The organism is Paenibacillus sp. PK1-4R, from assembly GCF_030369595.1.
GTDB lineage: Bacteria > Bacillota > Bacilli > Paenibacillales > Paenibacillaceae > Paenibacillus.
This window is the reverse complement of record NZ_CP126535.1, coordinates 6522144-6541175: the sequence shown is the minus strand read 5'-3', so window position 1 is coordinate 6541175 and position 19032 is coordinate 6522144. Positions and strand designations below refer to the sequence as shown.

Below are 19032 nucleotides of genomic sequence, written 5' to 3'. Positions count from 1 at the left end.
ACAAATTTTACATGGCATTCTTTCATGAGTAAAATGCATATTAAGAATGTTTACTATTCCATTTATCTATGAGAGGTGGGAATCAACCTATGGATATCCGCCATTTGCAATATTTTCTGGAAGTTGCCCGGCAGCAGAGCTTCACAAAAGCCGCCGAAGTACTGTATATCACCCAGCCTACGATCAGCAAGACGGTCAAGAGTCTTGAAGAGGAATTGGGTATCACGTTGTTGGACCGTTATGGGAAAAAGGTGGAACTAACCGATGCGGGCCATGTGTTTTTTCGGCAGGCACTTGAGATTGAAAAATCATTCCGCAGTCTGTCGTCCGAATTGGACGATCTGATGAACTTGAAGAAAGGTCATCTGCGGATTGGCTTGCCGCCAATGGTGGGGTCCAGCTTTTTCCCTATGATCATTGGCGAATTTCACAAAGCCTACCCGCAGGTGACCATTCAGCTGTTTGAGGATGGTGCCAAAAAAGTGGAGGCCGATGTGATCAGTGGTGCACTGGATATTGGCGTTGCCGTACTGCCAACCGTGGATGAGCTGTTGGATCATTTTGTGTTTGTGAAAGAGAAGCTGAACCTGCTTGTACACCCCTCACATCCACTTGCGGGGAAAGAAGCGGTTGCGCTGCACGAACTGGAAAACGACGCCTTTGTGCTGTTTCGGGAAGATTTTGCATTGCATGACCGGATTATTGTGGCTTGTCAACATGCCGGGTTCCAGCCCCGTGTGGTATATGAAAGCTCCCAGTGGGATCTGCTCAGCGCGATGGTTGCCGCCAATCTGGGTGTAGCTTTACTACCTGAGACGATCTGTCGTGAGGTGGACCATATGCGCGTGCGCATTATACCGGTGGTGGAACCGGTGATTCCATGGCAGCTCGGTATGATCTGGCGGAAGGACCGCTATCTTTCATTTGCCACGAGAGAGTGGATTGGATTCACACAGTCGATGCTGGGTGAGTAAGGGGGCGATCGGAAGGTTATTCTGTCATTGTAGTGCCTAGTGTAAATACTCTTTTGTTGACCCCGGATCGTTGTTACAATGGAAGGATAATAATGGTGGAGGTGTACGAACATGAAACTGCGGGTATCCGCTGTACAATACCAATTGCACACAATCAGCTCGTTTGAGCAGTTCGCCGCTCAGGCTGAGCATTACATACGGACAGCGAATGAATACGGAACCGAATTTGTGCTGTTCCCTGAATTTTTCACAACGCAATTAATGTCCATTGGAGACGAACAAGGCAATGCACTGACAATTGAGGATTTGCCAAACTTTACGGAGAAATATGAACAACTGTTCACGTCACTTGCTGCCAAATATGGTATGCACGTCATCGGGGGAACCCACGTCATTCGCCGTGAAGGGAAGCTGTATAATACAGCCCACATGTTCTACCCGGATGGTCGCATCGCGCGCCAGGACAAAATTCACATTACACCAACCGAAGTACAGGAATGGAATATGGCTCCCGGAGATGGACTTGAGGTGTTCGACACGGATAAAGGCCGTATTGCCATGCTGACCTGTTATGATATTGAGTTCCCGGAAATTGTGCGGATGGCTAAAGCCAAAGGCGCTGACGTGATTTTCTGTCCTTCCTGTACGGACGATCGTCACGGATTCTACCGTGTGCGTTATACGAGTCATGCCCGCGCGGTGGAGAATCAGGTGTATGTTGTGTTAACCGGAACAGTGGGTAACCTGCCGACCGTTGACTTCATGCGTGCCAACTATGGACAGGCTGCAATTATTACGCCAAATGATATTCCGTTCCCGCCACGTGGCATTCTGGCCGAGGGTGAGATTAACAACGATATGATCGTGACCGCCGATCTGGATCTGGATTTGCTGTATGAGGTGCGCGAACGTGGATCGGTAACGACCTGGCGTGACCGCCGTACCGATCTGTATACCGATTGGGAGTAAACAGCAACTTTTATAGTCGAACGGAACATAGCAGGAATTCATTTGTCAGTGGAAAGGGGCGATCCGGCAAGATGTATACAAAAGAAATGTTGATCACCGACCCGGAGCAAAGTGGCAAAAGGGTAAAGGCAGTCGTTCGCAATTATGTTGCAGCCGACTTTGAGGAACTCATTCGCATTCAGGCGGAGAGTTTCCCTCCTCCTTATCCGGAAGAGCTGCTCTGGAGTCACGAGCAGCTCACCAGTCATGTGAAGCATTACCCGGAGGGTGCCATCTGTATTGAAGTGGGTGGAGAATTGGCTGGCTCAATGACCTCGCTGCGGATGCAGTGGGACCCTGCACATCCAGCAAGTCATACCTGGGCCGAAGTAACGGATGACGGCTATATTCGTAACCACCAGCCGGATGGCAACACGCTGTATATTGTCGATCTCTGTGTTCGTCCAAAGTACCGCAAATGGGGACTGGCTCAGCTTATGATGCAGGCGATGTACCACCTTGTCATCGCTCAGGGGATGGATCGGTTACTAGGTGCTGGTAGAATGCCCGGTTATCATCTGGTTGCAGACCAACTGTCTGCGCAGGAATATCTGGATCAGGTAGCAGCGGGAGAGAGACGTGACCCGGTGATATCGTTCCTGCTTCGCTGTGGCCGCATGCCGGTTGGTGTGACCGCAGACTATCTGGACGATGAGGAATCCTGCAACTATGCTGCCCTGATGGAGTGGCGGAGTCCGTTCAGATAAAGAAATGTTAAACGAAATACATCATCAATCGAGGGGGTATTTATTCATGGAATTCACGCGTATTACATCTATTAAAGATCCATTGTTTGCCCAAATGCACAAGCTGATGCAGGAGATTTTCCCGCGGGAAGAAGTGCTGGACTTTCCCCTGTGGGAAGAACCGCTGGAAGATCCGAGTATTCGGGTGTTCGTGGCTGTGCATGAGGGACAGGTTGTTGGAGCGACAGAGTACCGTTATTACGAGGATTGGAACGTAGCCATGACGGACTTCACGATTATTGGGCGCGAAGGACTGGGGATCGGCAGTTTCCTGGCGAATCACCGCAAGCGTGATCTGCAGAAGCTGGCTGCGGCAAACGGGAAAGAATTGTTCGGTATGTTTGCCGAAATCTATAACCCTTATCTGAGTCAGGATCACGAGTTTGGCGGTATCAAGCCGATGGACCCGTATGTACGTCGCGAAGTATTGTCCCATCTGGGATACCAGCGTCTGGACTTCCCATATGTTCATCCATCTTGGCAAGGTGACGGTGAAGCAGTTGGCGGATTGGATCTGTGCTTCATGCCAGGTGATGAGTCGCTTGGTGAACTACCAGCAAGCCTGGTGGCTGATTTCCTGAATCGATATTATGCGGTGTTACCGAACAAACCGCAAGAATGGCTTGCCATGGTGGATCAATTGACTGCTCGCAAGTCGGTTGCGTTACTGCCGTTGTAAACGGGAGCAGGGCTGTCACAGAGGATGACGTTGTAATGTCCTAAGCCACAATAAAACCAAGAAAAGACCCGTTAATCAGACCGTGATTCGTTCTGTTTAATGGGCTTTTTCGGCTTCAATAAGGATATTGGATGTAGATATAAAATGATTGCTAAGCTTGTGGTTGGAGCAAAGCAAGAAGCGAGCCCTAACGAATCTGAGGCGCCTTATTCAGGGATTTGAAGCACCCGAAGAAATCTAAGGAACCTGAGACACGCTATATCCGAATAAACAGCAGTTTGCAGCGTTTTATTCGGATATAGCGTGTCTGATGTTCTTTACAATGTATAAAGAGGACCTAAAGGTCGAATAAGACGTCCTGAGTTCCTTAGAAAATCGTCTACCCATTCGCCAGGATAGTAACCGTATACTCTACGATTAATTTTTATTTTGCGTCCTTTCGATCCGGTAGCTGGCTCAAATAACTGTTGGACAAGTGTGCAAGATCCAATGCCCGATCATATTGTTCCTTCGTGATAAACCGTGAAGAAGACTGCCCACTGTTATTGGGTGTGGCTATAGCTGGAGATTTCTCATCTCCCGAAATCTTCGGCGTCTCTTCTGACGGAACATTCAACTGCTGTTGCACGGCATCCTGTCTGCCCGCATCAGCTAGGGAATAATGCGTTCCATCCCCGTATCCTTTCGCCGGAATGAAGAGAGAAGCATCGTTTAGCACCGACCCGGAAGGAAGGTAATAACGTTCGGGTAGCAGGTTTCCGCCTTCACGCAGTAAATCCTGTCCGAAGTGTAATTGGTCCTTCAGCGATACCCCGGTGAGTCCCGCAATCGTTGGCAGAATGTCCACCTGACCTCCGATCTGTTCCAGTTGTACACCCGGGGTAACGCCCGGGGCCGAGATAATGAGTGGAATATTAATCATATCTGCTGATGTGTATTCCCGACCATACAACTCTTTCATAAGGACTTTGTCATCCCGATCCAGTGAATAGATGGGAAGTCCCAGGTGATCCCCGTACAAGACAAACAAGCTATTTTCCCATAATCCCCGTTCTTTCAATCCAGCAATCAACTGTCTAACCGCCTGATCGGCATAATGCTGTGATATCAGATAATCACCGGGCAACGTATCCTTGTAACGCTCTGGCAGCGTCAGCTTCACCTTGTTTTTAGGCAAAGTGTACGGATGGTGGGCAGACATGGAGATGATATGGGCATAGAAGGGATCACCCGAAGACTGTATGGATTCCAGCTTATCCAGTGTTTTGGAATATAGTACTTCATCCGAGGCCGAAAAGGCGATAGTGTCCTGTGTGCCGAAATAATCAATATCATAATACTGGTCGAATCCAAGTGCCTTGTATAACTGATCCCTATTCCAGAAACGAACATCATTTGTATGGAATGTAGCTGTCTGATATCCGTTTGCTGACATCAACTTGGGTAGACTTGGCAGAGCTTTATCCGCATATACAGTTGTTGCTGCCCCGTTCGGCGGGGTGTAGAACGATGTGTTCACAACAAATTCTGCATCCGATGTATTTCCCTGTCCGACTTGCTGATAAAAGTTCGGAAAATACAGGCTCTGTCTAGCCAATTGATTCAGATTAGGCGTAATCTCCTGTCCATCTACCTCTAATCCAATCAGGAAGTTCTGAAACGATTCCAACTGGAGCATAATCACATTGCGTCCGCTCGCGGCACCCTGCTCCACAATCGCAGGAAGTTCGGTCGTTTGCTTCAGTTGGTCGATGTCAGCCTGATCGATGTGAGTGATGGGCACAGGTTTATCAGGTCGATCCAGGATGGTATATGCCTCGTAACCGAGGATGCCCATCTGTTCTGCTTGTGTAAGCTCACTCATGCTGGCTCGATTGGGATAGATGTTGAGCATGCACAGGATCATGGACAGGGTCAGAATGACCGAGGCAACCCGTCTTCTGGCACGTCGTTCAAGCGGAATGCGGTTCGGACGTTCTGTACTCCCGAGTTTGATCCGACGACGAATGAGTATCCCCCCAATGATTAGAACATCTGCAAAAATAAACAAGTAATAGGGATCAAGCAATGAAAACATGCTGCTCTTGACCGATGTCACCTGATTTACCTGTGCCAACGCGTGATAGTTAACGATTACACCATAGTATTTGTAGTACATGATGGCTGCAAAGAAAATCCCTGAGAGCAGCAAATTCATGGCAAGGTATATCCACATCCGCCGCTTGGCAGCAAACCACTCAATCAGACAGAAGCCGATCCAGATGAGCGGCAATTCAGTCAGCAGTGGTTTCCAGACAGGGATGTCATCGAAGATAACGATCCAGGCCAGTGAACTTTTGATCATCATGATAATGGTAAAGAATATAAACGGTCCGCTTAGAAATCGGGTGAGTGAACTGCGTGACAAGGTACCGCCTTCCCTTCCGAAGTTTCATTTAACAATTATTATCCTATCTCAGCATAGCTCTGTCAAAAATGAAAGGTTTCAATAATTGACGGTAAAAAAACCTCTTCTACGCAGGAAGAGGTTTGAAAAAACATGGGTTACCGCGATAAAAGCCAGATGCGACCCAATTCGTTATTCTATAGTGTACGTTGTGACGTAAGAAGGTCTGGGGAACATGGTAGGCTTCTGTGCAGTCAGCCCTTCGCTTGTACTGCGGTTACGGTGAGCGTGACTATATGCTTGGGATTCCTGCCAGCCTTTGAAGTGTTCCTCGGACTGCCAGAGTGTAAGTACGACATATGTGTCATCCTTCAGAGGACGAAGCACACGAATACCGACAAAGCCAGGCTCGTCTTCTACCTTGCGGGCACGGTTCTTAAACCGTTCTTCAAAATCGTTACGACCATCCTCTGTGACAGGGATATTGTTCAAGACAGCGTAACCACCGCCAGCCCAGGAGCCTGCGGCATCAAAAGCTTCATATGCGGCTACTTTATCATCAGACTCGATATTCATCAGGCGTTCTGCGGATTCAATTGCCAGACGCACATGCTCTTCACTTCGCAAAGTTAGATGCGGGTATGCAGCAAGTGCATCCGGAATCGTTGAAGGAACCAAATAGATATACATAGAAGCTGCCTCCTCATTAAGTACATTCTATTTCAAGATAGCATATGGAAATCAGCGAGTCCAATCGGTTCACATGTATCGGACAGGTGGGCTAATTCCGAGCAGTGTAGTATAGGTTTGCCGCAATAGAAGATAAACAATGAATGACAAACACTGCGGTAATAATGAAAAAGGAAAGTGATATCCCGTCTAGTATAACTACGAGGATCCAAGCCAGAGCAAGACTGATAGTGGTCGCATTCCAGGAGAAGGCTTTTGCTCTCGTGATACAATAGAGGTACCGCTCATCCAGTCCGTTTTGCTTTCTTGCAATCAATCTTGTGAAAAAAATAATGAGTATTGCAAATAACAAACCAGCTACAATTCCACCGATCCCGATCATCCGATTCAGTGATTCAGAACTCAATATTCTCATCTCCTTCAAAAATAAATAATTCCTCGATCTGACAGCCAAATAATTGGGCAAGCTTGTGAGCAAGCACAAGAGAAGGTTTGTACTTTCCGGATTCCAACGATATGATGGTCTGCCTGGAGACCTTTAGCCGTTGAGACAGTTCTTCCTGTGTGATGTGCATATGTATTCGTTTGTCTCTGATTAGATTTTGCAAGTATATCCTCCCATAAGTAAAGTTCGCTTTACGTAAAGTTAACTTTACTTATGCGACGATGTGATGTCAATAACTCTTTATAATATTTTCCACTTCTTCGAGGTGGTGCTGTGTCCAAAAGCATATTTCATGATAAAGTATAATCACTACAAACAGAACGGGTGATCGTATGACAACAACAATTCGGATATCGGTTAGACCTTTGGTGGAGTATGTGTACCGCAGTGGCAGCATACGTCCAGGATTCCGGACCAATGCCTCGATGCAGGAAGGGACTCGAATTCATCAAAGGGTACAGAAGGAGTACACCGAAGAGGATCTAAAAGAAATTGTGCTCGAAGCTGAGATCCAACATGGGGATCTGACCTATGTGGTGGAGGGGCGATGTGACGGTTTAATTCGTCTGGACGGTCAGTTGACGGTGGATGAGATCAAATCAACTGCGGGCAATCTGGATGATCTGGGAGAGGGTCTTCCCGTGCACTGGGCACAGGCCATGATGTATGCCTATATGTACGCCGTTCAGCAAGATGAACCACGCATGCAAGTGCAGTTGACGTATGTGCATTCGGTGACCCATGAAGAAAGACGGTTTCGCCGAATGGCAGATCGACAGGAACTGGAGCGGTTTGCTGCAGAAGTGATTGCCGGTTATGCGCCATATGCTGAGATGATCGCTACGTATGAAGAAAAGCGTGATATCAGTGTGCGAGAGCTGCCGTTTCCTTTTCGCAAATACAGAGAGGGGCAGCGAAAGCTGGCAGGAGCTGTATACAAGACGATCCGTGAGGGTCAGGGATTGATGGCCAAAGCACCAACAGGCATCGGTAAAACGATGTCCGTTCTGTTTCCCACGGTCAAAGCGATTGGTGAAGGCGAAGCAAGCCGATTGTTCTATCTGACCGCGAGGACGACGACACGGGTGGCGGCAGAAGAAGCTTTTGCCCGGATGCAATCGGAAGGATTGAAGATGCATGTGATCAGTCTGACCGCGAAGGACAAGATTTGTTTTAAGGAAGAGGAAGCTTGTGATACGGGGCAGTGCGGCATGTGTGAAGGATATTATGACCGTATTAACGGGGCCGTGCTGGACATGCTGGAACATGAGACGTTGATGACACGTCCAGTCATCGAGCAGTATGCGCGCAAACATCGGGTGTGTCCGTTTGAGTTTTCTCTGGATGCGGCGTATGCAGCCGATGCGGTGATCTGCGATTATAACTATATTTTTGATCCAAGGATCTCTCTGAAAAGAATGTTGGAAGAGCAGAAACGCAAGACGGTGTTACTGGTGGACGAGGCTCATAATCTGGTCGATCGTGGCCGAATGATGTTTTCCGCCGAGCTGGAGAAGGCAGTGTTCCTGGATGTGAAAAGAGAGTTCCAGTCGCTGGATAGCAGTGTGCCTGCTGCCAAAGCCATTGTTGACTACACGGGGGCCATTGATAAGTATCTGATTACCCTTCGGAAAAACGGTGGAGAAGAAGGAAAGATCATCCAGCAGGAAGCGCCGGAGGAACTGATTGAACGGCTGGAGCCTTTTGTCATGGTCGCGGAGCAATGTCTTGTGGAAGGTGGTTCGGGGAATGCCGAGACGGATCAGTTGCTGTTGGATGCCTACTTCACGGCACAGAATTTCCTGCGCATTGCCAAGCTGTATGATGAACGTTTTATTACGTATGCAGAGTGTGTTCGAAGTGAAGTGAGAGTGAAGTTATTTTGTCTCGACCCTTCGGTACTGCTTCGTCAGACGGCCAAAGGATTCCGCTCCCTCATTCATTTCTCGGCCACATTGTCACCCCTTCGCTATTATCGGGATATGCTGGGTGCAGAGGAAGAGGATTATACATTGCAGATTCCATCGCCGTTTCAGCGCGAACAATTGGATGTGAGACTCCTGCCCTTATCCGTGCGTTATAAGGACAGGGAACAGTCCCGGCGCCCCATTGCGGAGATGCTGCAACAGCTGGTAAGTGAATGGCCGCGCAGCAATCTAATGGTGTTCTTCCCTTCCTATCCTTATATGCGCGAGATATATGAAACCTATGCACAGCTTCCAAGTGAAGCGGATACGGTCATACAAAAGCAAGGCATGAACGAGCTGGAACGGGAGCAGTTTCTGGATGGTTTCCAACCCAATCCTGAACGAACACGCTTGGTATTTGCCGTCATGGGTGGCGTATTCTCAGAGGGTGTCGATCTGCCGGGAGACCGCTTGAATGGCGTGGTTGTGGTAGGTGCGGGGCTGCCGCAGATTGGTCTGGAGAACAACGTATTACGTGATTACTATGATCGGACAGGACGCAACGGATTCAATTATGCCTATATTTTCCCGGGTATGAATAAGGTGCTGCAGGCAGGTGGACGGCTGATTCGGACGGAGGAAGATAGGGGTGTGTTGGTGCTGGTCGACGATCGTTTTATCCAAGAACCGTATCGTTCCCTACTGCCAGAGGAGTGGCGGGACTATAAACGAATTTGAATATGATGCATCTTCACAGCAATTTGAATGATATCAGGCAAATGCTGAACCAAGAAGTTTAACATTTTTCTCAGATTTCTTTCCTTTATATGATTGAAGGGTAGGGTGAAAGGGTTATAACTTGGTTAGCAACGAACGAACAACGGCGATTACCCTATCCGTTCCGCGGTCCGCTTCGAAAGCAATCAAGGAGGTCGGTTATAATGAAGAGAAATCATACCATGATGCAGTTTTTTGAATGGCACCTGGCTGCAGACGGAGATCATTGGAAGCGACTGGCTGAAATGGCCCCGGAACTGAAAGCCAAAGGTATTGACTCGGTATGGGTACCACCCGTAACCAAGGCAGTGTCAGCAGAAGATACAGGTTATGGTGTATATGATCTGTATGATCTGGGCGAATTTGATCAAAAGGGTACCGTACGGACCAAATATGGCACCAAGCAGGAACTGGTGGAGGCCATTGCTGAGTGTCAGAAGAACGGCATTGCCGTCTATGTGGATCTGGTTATGAATCACAAGGCCGGAGCAGATGAGACGGAAGTGTTCAAAGTGATCGAGGTTGATCCCAATGATCGAACGAAGGAAATTTCTGAGCCGTTCGAAATTGAGGGCTGGACCAAGTTCACATTCCCGGGTCGCGGAGATCAATACTCCTCCTTTAAGTGGAGTTCTGAACATTTCAACGGTACAGACTTTGACGCCAAGGGAGAACGAACAGGTGTATTCCGCATCGCAGGAGAGAATAAAAAATGGAATGAGAATGTCGATGATGAGTTTGGCAACTATGACTATCTGATGTTCGCCAATATAGATTATAACCACCCGGATGTTCGGCGCGAGATGATCGATTGGGGGAAATGGCTGATCGATACCCTTCAGTGCGGTGGGTTCCGGCTGGATGCGATTAAGCATATCAACCACGAATTCATCAAGGAGTTCGCAGCAGAGATGATCCGCAAACGCGGTCAGGATTTCTACATCGTAGGTGAGTTCTGGAATTCAAACCTGGATGCATGTCGTGAATTCCTTGATACGGTAGACTATCAGATCGACCTGTTTGATGTGTCTCTTCACTACAAGTTGCATGAGGCTTCGCTTGCAGGCAGAGACTTTGATCTCTCCAAAATTTTTGATGACACCCTGGTGCAGACACATCCTACCCATGCGGTAACTTTTGTAGATAACCATGACTCACAACCTCATGAAGCGTTGGAATCATGGATTGGAGATTGGTTTAAGCCGAGCGCTTATGCCTTGACGCTATTACGTCGTGATGGTTATCCGGTTGTATTTTACGGCGATTATTACGGCATTGGTGGACCTGAACCTGTGGATGGCAAAAAGGAGATTCTGGACATTCTGCTGTCTGCCCGCTGCAACAAGGCATATGGAGAGCAGGAAGATTACTTCGATCACGCGAATACGATTGGCTGGGTGCGTCGCGGCGTAGAGGAAATCGAAGGCTCCGGTTGTGCAGTGGTCATCTCCAACGGGGATGACGGTGAGAAGAGAATGTTTATCGGAGAGCATCGTGCTGGTGAAGTCTGGGTGGATCTGACGAACAGCTGTGATGATCAGATTACCATTGAGGAAGACGGCTGGGCCACCTTCCATGTGTGCGGTGGAGGCGTCTCGGTATGGGCCCTTCCTGAACAGAATGAGGACTGTGCTGACGCTGAGTAACGGCATAGTGCTAGGCAGGATAAGAAACGTACACCGCCCGTATAAAAACAGTATATAGATCGTTGAATCACCTGAACAGGAGAGCATGCATGCCTGTGTTCAGGTGGTTTTTTTCATTTTTCTAGGTACAACTAAAACTCCATCCTAACGAACTGAGCGCACCTTATTTGCACTGAATTAGCGTTATTGGAATTCTAACGAATCTCAGTAACCTTATTACTCTCAAAAACGATTGAAATAGTGCCAATTGGAGCAACATCACTAGATTAACGCGTTTGAGATTCGTTAGAATACTGGTAACTCGGATTTCAGCCGAATAAGGCCTCTCAGATTCGTTAGCTTAACGTGGGTTAAGGCTCGCCGCCATAGGCAAACGAATCACTGCTACAAGTAAAAACATGAAATGAGAAAGGAATCAGCTTAGATTTAACAGCAGGATAAGGTTATTACTCTTCAAAATACTGATTCATCGTATCCCACATTCGATTGAACTCACTTCGTTCCATTGAAAATGCTCCAGGCTTCTCAGGTTTATGATGAGAAGTTGGCTCAAAGTTTAAGTATTCACGGTGTGTAGTACACTCATAGTTTTTGCTGTTAATAAGGAATTCAATTCTATCCTTAAAGGGTCTTTCCAGTAATTTAACCACCATGATGTCTCCACTACTGGTGCTTCTTGCAGGAGAATATATCAGAAAGTAACCTTGTTCAAATCGATACTCCATAGCATTTACCTCCATTAGGATACAGAACGATTACGATACGAATCCATCACTTATCTAATACCCTCCGTTTACCTACTCCAGTTCAAATGATTCCAACGTGCCAACCATCCGCAGATCATGCATGCGGTTGAATTGTTCCCGTTTGTCCGCATCGGCGTATTCATCATGATAATGCATTAGTACGGTTTTCTGTCTCACTTCGGCGGGTAACTGCTCCAGATCCTTCAATGAGGTATGGGATTTGATCACCAGATCGTGCATATGACATTCATGGAAAATCAGCTGCACATCAGCGGCAACTTGCTCCACCCGTTCCTGGTCGAGTGTACTGTCTGCACTGTAATAGAAGTAAGGCTTGGCAAGTAGCCCATTGCTGACCATACCGGGAACATGTTTTGTCCGAAAGGTCTCAAACGTCACGCCGCCCAGTTCAAATGTGCCTCCATCTGGCAGGGGAACGACATCATAGTAATCGCTCATGGTACGTTCACCATCTGTTGTGTAGCGCATGCCTGGGGATAGAATGTTCCAGAGCGGATCTACCAATTGTTCGTGGATGAACAGACGGGGTTTGCGGTCACCCACGATCTGTGCGTAATAACCAAGCATCTGTACACCATTAATATGATCTTCATGCAGATGCGTAATAAAAACATTGTGGATATCGGTCATGGCGAATCCATATTCCTTGAGTGCTTTGGCATTTGATTCCGGGAAATCAATGACCAGATGCGTGTCACCGAATTCAGCCAACATACTATTGTGGTGCTGCTCCACGCTAAACATATCTCCTGTGCCGAGAAAAGTAATTTTCAATTCATTTCATCTCCTTGTGTGATCTTCAGATAAGCATCCTTGCGTTAAATCCAGTATACCTTGCTCCCGAATATATGCCTAAATCAACCTTTTTTGATAACGCTATCATTTTATATTGAACTTTGATGGCAAACAGTGTAGCGTAAAGATGGGAAGTGAACCCATATGAACGTAAACTCACCTAAAGGGAGCGTGCGAGGCGAATGAAATCTTTTCTGGATGAACAATTTTTGCTGCACAATGAAACGGCGATCAAGTTATATGAGGATTATGCCAAAGACATGCCGATTATTGATTATCATTGCCACCTCAGTCCTCAGGAGATCTACGAGAACAAAACCTTTGGCAATCTTACAGAGGCTTGGTTATACGGTGATCACTATAAGTGGCGGCTCATGCGCGCAAACGGAATTGAAGAGCAATATGTGACCGGCGGCGAGGGAGTAACCGATTACGATCGTTTCCTGGCTTACGCCAAAACGGTCCCCATGATGATTGGTAATCCGTTGTACGCCTGGTCTCATCTGGAATTACAGCGATATTTCGGCGTCTACGAAGTACTGAATGAGACAAGCGCACCAACCATCTGGGACAAAGTAAATGCCAAACTGAACAGTGACGGATTCGGTGCACGTGATCTAATTACCAAATCCAATGTCACTGTTGTGTGCACAACCGATGATCCAACGGATTCTCTGGAGTATCATCTGAAGATTCAGGAAATCGAAGGCTTTGACACGGCGGTATTGCCTTCTTTCCGCCCGGATAAAGGCTTGGAATTGAACCGGGATACCTTCGTGGAATGGGTAGGCAAGCTGTCGCAGGCATCTGGCACTGCGATTTCAGATTATGAATCCTTCCTTGCTGCGTTGGAGTCCCGAGTGGAATTCTTCCATTCCGTCGGCGGCAGAGTCTCTGACCATGCACTGGATTATGTTCCATACGGCGTGGCTACACGCGAAGAGGCTGGTGCCATCTTTGCAAAGGCACTTGCAGGTCAGAAGGTAACTCGTGAGGAAGAGGACAAGTACAAGACAGTGACGCTGACGTTCCTTGGCAAACTGTATGCAGAGCGAGGCTGGGTGATGCAGTTCCACATTAATGCAGCCCGTAACAACAATACGCGGATGTTTGCCAAGCTTGGGCCGGATACCGGTTATGATGCCGTGAATGATACGCCACTGTCATCGGCAATGATTGGATTGCTCGACGCGTTGGAGCAGCAACAAGCGCTGCCCAAAACGATTTTGTATTCTCTGAATCCAAGGGACAACGAGGTGCTCGCGGCGATCATCGGCAGCTTCCAGGGCGGGGGCATTCCGGGCAAAATCCAGCTTGGTGCAGCCTGGTGGTTCAATGATACAAAGGATGGCATGCTTGCTCAGATGAAAGCACTGGCGAATGTTGGTCTGCTCAGCCGATTTGTCGGCATGCTGACCGATTCACGCAGCTTCCTGTCCTACACCCGGCATGAGTATTTCCGTCGTCTGGTCTGCAACCTCATCGGTGAATGGGCCGAACAAGGGGAGGCACCGCAGGATCTGGAGCTGCTTGGTCAGATCGTGCAGGGCATCGCCTACAACAATGCAAAAGAATATTTCCCGTTTGCCTCAGTGCTTAAAACAGTCTCTGCTTCACAGTCCTGATGATTAACAAGCGCATCTAATCATGCAGGTTATACAATAGAAAGATTCTCTAGTTTCTACTTTTCAATCGCAATCCAAAATGCTCCCATTCCTACTCCGGGTCATCATCCACCGGAGTAGGGAATGGGAGCTTCTTTGTAAGTTGAATTTATGGAATGGCACATAATAAGTATAGCGGCCTCCAATGAATGCCAAATGACAAAACCCACAATCAAGCGCGTATAGGCTCTTGGTTATGGGTTTATATTGGTTATTTTTAGATGTTTGACATTGGCTTCTTACGATAATATACTTAGTACACCTAATTAATTGTGCATCTATTTAATTGTACTGCTATTTAATAGATGTCCTATGATGTTGGATGTCTATGGAATGATAAAGGAAGAAGGAGGGACCCATTATGACTGGTATAGATCCGGTCGCTCAGAAGCTTTTGTACTCCATTATGCAGTTTAATAAAGGCAAATGGAGGCAACATAAACCTCATGGGCGCAATCACAATGAAATTATGGTGCTGGGTTGTTTACTCCACGGGATGCATCCGGGAGAACAATTGAACTGGCAGGACAATCCGCCTGATTTCAATGACACGATCCAATCCAATCATCCTGGAATGAAAGTCTCGGAAATCAGCGCATTGTTACGAGTGAAGTCACCAACCATTACACCTGTTATTCGTGGCCTTGAAGATGAGGGGCTGGTCAAACGGACGATGGACCCGGAGGATCGCCGTGCTGTCCGCATCACGATCACTGAAGCAGGTCGTGAAATTATTCGGGCTGCTCACCAAGAGCGTATGGAAATATTCAATAAGTTAGTTGAGCATTTGGGTGAGCAAGACAGTACTCAGCTGGCTGAGTTGTTGACAAAGGTATACACCTTTTTTGATACATTAACTTCCTTGCAAAAGGATGATTCGACAAGAGGAGATGATACGCCATGATGAAACTGTTTAGCATGCTGAAGCCATACCGAATTCCGATTATTTTCATTCTGGTTTTGGTACTGTTTCAGTCGCTTGCTGAATTGTACCTGCCTACGTTAATGGCAGATATTGTGAATGACGGCATCATTAAAGGGGATATCCCGTATATCTGGCAGATTGGTGGATGGATGTTGGTCATCGCGATTGGCGGAACAGCGTGTTCGGTGATTGCCAGTTATCTCTCATCTCGAACAGCGGGTGGATTTGCCAAACAACTGCGGAGCAGAGTATTTCGCCATGTGGAGAACTTCTCTCTCCAAGAGTTCGATAAGATGGGGACTGCTTCACTGATTACGCGTACAACGAATGACATCACGCAGGTACAGAATGTACTTACGATGATGCTGCGAATGATGATTATGGCTCCGCTCATGTGTATCGGGGGTATCTTTATGGCGGTATCTCAGGACGCCAAATTGTCTACGATTTTCCTGGTCGTGCTTCCGGTACTGGGTGGAGCTATTGCGCTGATTGGTGCCAAGGGTTTACCTTTGTTCAAAACCATTCAGAAAAAGCTGGACCGTCTCAACCTGGTGCTGCGTGAGCAGTTAACAGGGATTCGGGTTGTTCGTTCCTTTAACCGTGGGGAGCATGAGAAAGTGCGCTTTAACGGTGCCAATACAGAACTGAGAGATTCATCGATCAAAGTTAATGTGCTCATGGCAACCATCATGCCTGTGATGATGCTGGTTATGAACTTTTCAATGATTGCCATCCTTTATTTTGGGGGAATGCGGATCGACAGTGGCAATATGAACATCGGTGCATTGATTGCCTTTATCCAATATGCAATGCAAATCATGTTCTCACTGATTATGGTTTCCATGATCTTTGTCATGATTCCAAGAGCTTCAGCATCGGCAGAACGGATCAACGAAGTGCTTGATATGCAGCCGGATCTTAGCAATCCCGAGCAGCCTCTTGGCATGAAATCCATGCAGGGTATGATTGAGTTTGACAATGTAACTTTTCGTTATCCGGGCGCTGAGAATCCAGCTTTGTCCGATATCTCCTTCACAGCTCGCTCAGGTGAGACAACAGCCATTATCGGTGGTACGGGTTCTGGAAAATCGACATTGCTCAGCCTTATTCCACGATTTTATGATGTGACCGAAGGCAGTGTTCGGGTAAATGGTACGGATGTGCGTGAAATTCGGCAGGAAGATCTGCGTGCCAAAATTGGCTTTGTACCACAAAAGGCAGTCCTCTTTACGGGTACGATTACAGAGAATATCCGTCACGGGAAAGACGATGCCACAATGGATGAAGTTGTTCATGCGGCTCGAACGGCTCAGGCTGAGAATTTCATTACCGAGATGAAAGAGGGATATGACAGCCTGATCGCACAAGGTGGTAACAACGTGTCTGGTGGACAAAAGCAACGTCTGTCCATTGCTCGCGCACTTGTTCGCCGTCCGGAAGTTTATATCTTTGATGACAGTTTCTCTGCTCTCGATTTCAAAACCGATGCTAAACTTCGTGCTGCGCTGAAGTCCGAAACGACAGAAGCGGCTGTGTTGATTGTTGCGCAACGCGTAAGCACAGTAATGGATGCCGATCGTATTCTGGTTATGGATGAGGGCCGAATTGTCGGTTCAGGAACACATAAAGAGCTGTTGGAGCACAATGAAGTGTATCGCGAGATTGTATCCTCCCAGCTGACAGAGGAGGAGATCGCATGAGTGAACGTACAGAACGCAAGTCGCATCGTCCCCCTGGTGGGCCGGGTCCAGGTCCCGGAATGGGCATGCGACCTCCCGCTGAGAAAGCAAAAGATTTCAAAGGCACACTGCGTCGTTTGATTCGTTATCTCCAGCCCCATAGTTCTCGTCTGTTAGGTGTGCTGGTCGCAGCCATTTTGAGTACCGTATTCAGCATCATCAGTCCAAAAGTTATGGCAGAAGGAACGGATATTCTCAGTAAAGGCGCCATTGCCATCCTTCAGGGTGTGCAGGGAGCCGGGATTGATTTTCCTGCATTAATGAAAGTATTATATCTGCTTGGCGGACTGTATCTGTTCAGTGCTGCATTTATGTATGTTCAGCAATATCTGATGGCCGGTGTGGCCCAGCGTGTTGTGTATGACATGCGTGAGCAGATCAGTGCGAAGGTTGGACGTCTTCCATTGAAATATTTTGACTCCCGCACAACTGGGGAGACACTTAGCCGTGCCACGAATGACGTGGACAATATCAGTAATACACTTCAGCAAAGTTTGGCACAGTTCATTACGTCCATCGTCACGATTGTCGGCGTAATTATCATGATGCTGACGATTAGTCCATGGATGACGCTGATCACGATTTTGACGCTGCCACTCAGTGTGGTTGTTGTCATGCTGGTCGCATCCCGTTCGCAAAAACACTTTGCGGGTCAACAGAAATCCCTTGGGGAACTGAATGGTCATGTCGAAGAGATGTACACGGGACACAAGGTTGTCAAAGCATTTGGACGTGAAGAACAATCCGTACAGCAATTTGAGAAGGTCAATGAAGAACTGTATGAATCCGGCTGGAAAGCCCAGTTTATCTCCGGTATTATTATGCCGCTCATGAGTTTTGTTGGTAACCTGGGTTATGTGCTGATCTGTGTGGTTGGTGGGATTTTCGTTACACGCGGATCGATCTCTATCGGGGATATTCTGGCCTTCACACAGTACTCCCGTCAATTCACACAACCGATTAACCAGATTGCAAATATCTCCAATATCATTCAATCAACGATTGCTTCGGCAGAACGTGTATTCGAGTTGTTGGATGAAGAGGAAGAAGTTCCGGAGTCCAAACAACCCGTGCAATTACAGCAGCCTAAAGGTGCGGTTGCATTCCAAGGTGTTAACTTTGGATATAAAGAAAATGAACTGCTCATTCATAACATGAATATTGATGTAAAACCGGGACAGACGGTAGCCATTGTTGGACCAACGGGAGCCGGTAAAACAACTCTGATCAACCTGTTAATGCGTTTCTACGAGTTACAGGATGGTCGGATTACGATTGACGGTGCCGACATTAAGGACATGGAGCGTGGCAAGCTGCGCAGTCTGTTCGGCATGGTGCTTCAGGATACCTGGTTGTTCAACGGAACGATTCGGGACAACATCGCGTATGGTCGAGAAGGTTCTACGGAAGAGGATGTCATCAAGGCAGCCGTTGCGGCACATGCGGATCACTTTATCCGTACACTGCCTGATGGTTATGATACGGTGCTGAATGAAGAGGCGTCGAACATCTCTCAAGGGCAGAAACAGTTGCTGACCATTGCAAGAGCGATTCTGGCGAACCCGGCCATCCTCATTCTGGATGAAGCGACAAGTAGCGTGGATACACGGACCGAAGTATTTATCCAGAAAGCGATGAATGATCTGATGAAGGATCGCACAAGCTTTGTCATTGCACACCGTTTGTCCACCATTCGCGGCGCCGATCTGATCCTGGTTATGGATCATGGTAATGTGATTGAACAGGGCAATCATGATGAATTGATGGCAAGTCAGGGCTTCTACGCGGATCTGTACAATAGTCAGTTTGCGGAGCAACAACCGCAGGCGATCTGATTACAGATGTAATTAAAAAGAATAGCCGGGAGCACCCTAGTAGGGT

16 protein-coding genes are annotated in these 19032 nt (G+C 47.5%); 10 read left to right on the top strand and 6 right to left on the bottom strand.

The window, feature by feature from the left end; all coding sequences use genetic code 11:
- Window positions 1–89: 89 nt before the first annotated feature.
- From cidR to QNO02_RS28385, 4 genes are all read left to right on the top strand, one after another.
- On the top strand, window positions 90–974 hold the full coding sequence (gene cidR / locus QNO02_RS28400) for a cidABC operon transcriptional activator CidR (RefSeq protein WP_074092657.1): 885 nt from the start codon (window positions 90–92) through the stop codon (window positions 972–974).
- A gap of 111 nt (window positions 975–1085) precedes the next feature.
- On the top strand, window positions 1086–1943 hold the full coding sequence (locus QNO02_RS28395) for a carbon-nitrogen hydrolase family protein (RefSeq protein ID WP_289390593.1): 858 nt from the start codon (window positions 1086–1088) through the stop codon (window positions 1941–1943).
- A gap of 71 nt (window positions 1944–2014) precedes the next feature.
- Window positions 2015–2689, top strand: coding sequence for a GNAT family N-acetyltransferase (locus tag QNO02_RS28390; RefSeq protein ID WP_289390592.1), 675 nt, complete (start codon window positions 2015–2017; stop codon window positions 2687–2689).
- A gap of 46 nt (window positions 2690–2735) precedes the next feature.
- Entirely contained in the window at window positions 2736–3407 is a 672-nt protein-coding gene (locus QNO02_RS28385; protein WP_289390591.1) for a GNAT family N-acetyltransferase, read from the top strand.
- A 424-nt stretch (window positions 3408–3831) separates the two neighbouring features.
- Here QNO02_RS28385 and QNO02_RS28380 read toward each other — a convergent pair whose 3' ends face one another.
- The 4 genes from QNO02_RS28380 to QNO02_RS28365 form a co-directional block, all read right to left on the bottom strand.
- Complete coding sequence (locus QNO02_RS28380; RefSeq protein ID WP_289390590.1) at window positions 3832–5814, bottom strand: LTA synthase family protein; 1983 nt, start codon at window positions 5812–5814, stop codon at window positions 3832–3834.
- Window positions 5815–5985: 171 nt separating this feature from the next.
- On the bottom strand, window positions 5986–6483 hold the full coding sequence (locus QNO02_RS28375) for an antibiotic biosynthesis monooxygenase family protein (RefSeq protein ID WP_249912765.1): 498 nt from the start codon (window positions 6481–6483) through the stop codon (window positions 5986–5988).
- Window positions 6484–6574: 91 nt separating this feature from the next.
- Window positions 6575–6889, bottom strand: a complete 315-nt coding sequence (locus QNO02_RS28370; RefSeq protein ID WP_249912764.1) for a hypothetical protein — start codon at window positions 6887–6889, stop codon at window positions 6575–6577.
- A complete protein-coding gene (locus QNO02_RS28365; protein ID WP_036612923.1) occupies window positions 6879–7091 on the bottom strand; it encodes a helix-turn-helix transcriptional regulator in 213 nt (70 codons plus the stop codon). Before QNO02_RS28365 ends, QNO02_RS28370 begins: the two co-directional genes overlap by 11 nt.
- A 169-nt stretch (window positions 7092–7260) precedes the next feature.
- Between QNO02_RS28365 and QNO02_RS28360 the strand changes: the two genes are divergently transcribed.
- Window positions 7261–9573: an ATP-dependent DNA helicase gene (locus tag QNO02_RS28360; protein WP_289390589.1), complete on the top strand. Its 2313-nt coding sequence runs from the start codon at window positions 7261–7263 to the stop codon at window positions 9571–9573.
- A 203-nt stretch (window positions 9574–9776) separates the two neighbouring features.
- A complete protein-coding gene (locus QNO02_RS28355) occupies window positions 9777–11258 on the top strand; it encodes an alpha-amylase (RefSeq protein ID WP_289390588.1) in 1482 nt (493 codons plus the stop codon).
- A 446-nt stretch (window positions 11259–11704) separates the two neighbouring features.
- Here QNO02_RS28355 and QNO02_RS28350 read toward each other — a convergent pair whose 3' ends face one another.
- Both QNO02_RS28350 and QNO02_RS28345 read right to left on the bottom strand, forming a co-directional pair.
- Window positions 11705–11983, bottom strand: coding sequence for a hypothetical protein (locus tag QNO02_RS28350; RefSeq protein WP_289390587.1), 279 nt, complete (start codon window positions 11981–11983; stop codon window positions 11705–11707).
- 72 nt (window positions 11984–12055) lie between these two features.
- Window positions 12056–12799, bottom strand: a complete 744-nt coding sequence (locus QNO02_RS28345; protein ID WP_289390586.1) for an MBL fold metallo-hydrolase — start codon at window positions 12797–12799, stop codon at window positions 12056–12058.
- A 203-nt stretch (window positions 12800–13002) separates the two neighbouring features.
- On the opposite strand from QNO02_RS28345, the gene uxaC reads away from it, so the two are divergent.
- The 4 genes from uxaC (at window position 13003) to QNO02_RS28325 (ending at window position 18986) form a co-directional block, all read left to right on the top strand.
- Complete coding sequence (uxaC, locus tag QNO02_RS28340; RefSeq protein ID WP_249912759.1) at window positions 13003–14445, top strand: glucuronate isomerase; 1443 nt, start codon at window positions 13003–13005, stop codon at window positions 14443–14445.
- Between the two features lie 400 nt (window positions 14446–14845).
- Window positions 14846–15388 (top strand): MarR family winged helix-turn-helix transcriptional regulator, encoded by a 543-nt coding sequence (locus QNO02_RS28335; protein ID WP_091035952.1) that lies wholly within the window; start codon window positions 14846–14848, stop codon window positions 15386–15388.
- Complete coding sequence (locus tag QNO02_RS28330) at window positions 15385–17112, top strand: ABC transporter ATP-binding protein (protein ID WP_289390585.1); 1728 nt, start codon at window positions 15385–15387, stop codon at window positions 17110–17112. Before QNO02_RS28335 ends, QNO02_RS28330 begins: the two co-directional genes overlap by 4 nt.
- Window positions 17109–18986 carry an ABC transporter ATP-binding protein gene (locus QNO02_RS28325; protein WP_289390584.1) on the top strand — a complete coding sequence of 626 codons (1878 nt, stop codon included), beginning with the start codon at window positions 17109–17111 and terminating at the stop codon, window positions 18984–18986. Before QNO02_RS28330 ends, QNO02_RS28325 begins: the two co-directional genes overlap by 4 nt.
- Window positions 18987–19032 lie beyond the last annotated feature (46 nt).